At 40.4% G+C, this 2,582-nt stretch carries 2 protein-coding genes and 1 pseudogene; 1 reads left to right on the top strand and 2 read right to left on the bottom strand.

Translation table 11 applies throughout. The features are described 5' to 3' along the window. Window positions 1-201: 201 nt before the first annotated feature. Window positions 202-993, bottom strand: a complete 792-nt coding sequence (locus WBA23_RS03230; protein ID WP_424580810.1) for a LytR/AlgR family response regulator transcription factor — start codon at window positions 991-993, stop codon at window positions 202-204. A gap of 40 nt (window positions 994-1,033) precedes the next feature. After that, window positions 1,034-2,131 carry a sensor histidine kinase gene (locus WBA23_RS03225; protein ID WP_424580809.1) on the bottom strand — a complete coding sequence of 366 codons (1,098 nt, stop codon included), beginning with the start codon at window positions 2,129-2,131 and terminating at the stop codon, window positions 1,034-1,036. Between the two features lie 244 nt (window positions 2,132-2,375). On the opposite strand from WBA23_RS03225, the pseudogene WBA23_RS03220 reads away from it, so the two are divergent. Beyond that, window positions 2,376-2,582, top strand: a pseudogene (locus WBA23_RS03220) (IS701 family transposase); the annotation flags it as partial.

Below are 2,582 nucleotides of genomic sequence, written 5' to 3'. Positions count from 1 at the left end.
AAATGCGATTTTGATGTAGTTACGTAGCATAAGCGCATGATTTAGGACCAAGAGCTAGACGTGTTCTTAGCCTCGAACTCCCAGTTAATTTCAACTGAAATTAATATCTACTAAATACGCTAAAATTACCTGTTTTTGCAGCCAACAACCGCTGGGGTGCAGTGTATGAATGGATAAGTTATTTTTGCTGCCTTTTTTTGCTCAATTAGTGATCAAATTCTTAATCTGATCGCGGTAGCTTCGGCTGCTGTGAAGCTTTTGGCCGGAAGTAAGAGAGAGATGATACTCGTTACCATTATGCTGAGGCGCAATTTCTTGTAAATACTTTTGATTAATGATACTTGATTTATGAACGCGTACAAAAGGAGGGAAAGGTAAACGTGCTTCCATCTTTTTTAAACTATCTCGTAGCAGAAAAAAACGTTCAGCTACGTGGATTTTTACGTAGTAGTCATACGCTTCAATCCAGATAATTTCTTCAAGAGGAATAAAATGAATTTTGCCATCGACTTTTATCGTAAGTCGTTCTGAAGCGAAAGAGTCAGTATTTATTAGCTGGCTGGACTGGCCTGATTTCACTCGAGATTGAACGAGATTAGGTATGGATTGGGTAGCCGTATTTTTTTGGTTAAGAAGTTGTTTAGCATGATTTAGAGCAGCAAAAAAGCGTTCGTCAGTAAACGGTTTAAGTAAATAATCTACTGCGTGTACCTCGAAGGCTTGAAGTGTGTATTCATCGTAAGCGGTAGTGAAAATTATCGCGGGCAGGTACTCCTTCGTAGTACTGTTCAATACTTCAAATCCGTTTACTTGAGGCATTTGAATATCCAGAAATAATAGTTCCGGATGGTATTCCCGGATAGCTTGAATAGCTTCAATACCATTGGCGCAGACAGCTACCACGTTTATTTGCTGATCTTCCGTAAGCAATGCCACTACGCCCTCGCGAGCCTCCAATTCATCATCTACAATAATAGTGGTTATTCTTTCCATGACTTTCAGGGCATCAAAATAGCGAGAGTTTTTGTGTTTATTAATTCTGAGGCAGTACAATTCTTACTAGCACTCCATCTTCCCGTTCAGTAATCTGAAATTTAAAGTTGCCTTGGTAAAACTGCATCAAGCGGTTAACAGTATTGCCTAAACCAATTCCCTGATTGCGAGTAAAACTCCAGTCTTCGGGAAGCTGGTTTCCCGTATTAAATACCTCCAATACCAACTTATCCCGTTCCAACTGAGTCGAAATTGTCAGTCGAGCTGCCTGTAGACTCTGAGAAATACCGTGTTTAAAGGCATTTTCAACAATCGGTTGTAGAATCAAGTTAGGTACTTTTACCGTCAAAGTCTCGTCCTGAATGGTTTGCTCTACAGTGAGGCGGTCTTGGTAGCGAGATTTTTCAATAGTAAGATACTGATCAATAAGTTGTAGCTCATCTTTTAACGGAATTAACGATTGCCGATTTCGACTTAGGCTATTTCTAAGCATTTCACTAAGGCTACTGAGCATGTCTATGGCAGCACGCTGATTATTTTTTCGTACCATCATAGCAATAGTATTCAGCGCGTTAAATAAGAAATGAGGTTGCATCTGTAGTTTCATCTGGTTCAATTGTCCTTCGGAGAGCCGATTTCGCAAATCGAGGGAGGTAAGTCGTTCATTACGATAGCGATGCCGATTTTCTAGAGCTAATAACACTATCAGTATAATCCAGTAAACGGTTGATCCAAGAAATATATCATACCAAGTATGTTCCCACAAAGCAATAAGCTCTTGCCAGGTTTTAGATTCTTGGGGCAAAAATAATCTTTCTAATAGCAAGCCACTTACATAACTCAATACTTTGTGAGTTACACCAAATGCTAGACTCACTCCAAGGTGAAAGACGTTAAACCAGGGTTTGCAAAAGTGACGGGTGGCTAAGAACACGTCGAATACAACAAAGCTTAGTATCCAAAAAGAGAGCACTGTGGCTAACGGATGACGAATGCTACTCTGAAGATCATACGCCACTCCCCAATCTGATGCTAATGAATAATACCACAGTAAACTAACGGTACCGCCCATTAGCCACACCCCGGCGTTGTAAAGTAAAAAGTGTTTAATCTGAAATATTCGGGCAAGCCGTGACATGTATCAGTAAGGTAGTTTTAGCGAAAGATACTGATTCCTAATGAAGTACGTGCGGAAGTAGATAAGAACGACTTAGCAGCGAAGTTTTGAAAAGGGTACAACGAGAACGATAAGTCACTGAACGAAGCATAGTGGCTACTGAACGAGTTTAGGCAGCTCCGTTCACGTTACTTCATATATTTATAATGTAAAGTTGATATAGATAGGACTTTCGCTTCTTAGTAAAGATACCATATATTTCGGGATGCTAGACAAACAAGATTACATCAGCTACCTGCTTAGTACGCAGATTAACTACACTTGCACTGAGTTGGCTGACCACCGAGCTAATCTGAGTCACGATGCAGTGAGCGACTTTCTCAGGCGAGAACGCTTTACTCCTTCTCAACTCTGGCAGGTAGTAAGCCCTCATATTGAAGACAGTAAAGAGGCGGCTATTATTGTAGATGAT

It is taken from the genome of Tunicatimonas sp., from assembly GCF_049647865.1.
Lineage (GTDB): Bacteria > Bacteroidota > Bacteroidia > Cytophagales > Cyclobacteriaceae > Tunicatimonas.
The sequence above is the reverse complement of the archived record's forward strand: the minus strand, read 5'-3'. Positions and strand labels throughout refer to the sequence as shown.

Coding starts and splice junctions, on each gene's coding strand:
- WBA23_RS03225 (WP_424580809.1), bottom strand. CDS start 2,131: ATGTCACGGCTTGCCCGAATATTTCAGATTAAACACTTTTTACTTTAC.
- WBA23_RS03230 (WP_424580810.1), bottom strand. CDS start 993: ATGGAAAGAATAACCACTATTATTGTAGATGATGAATTGGAGGCTCGC.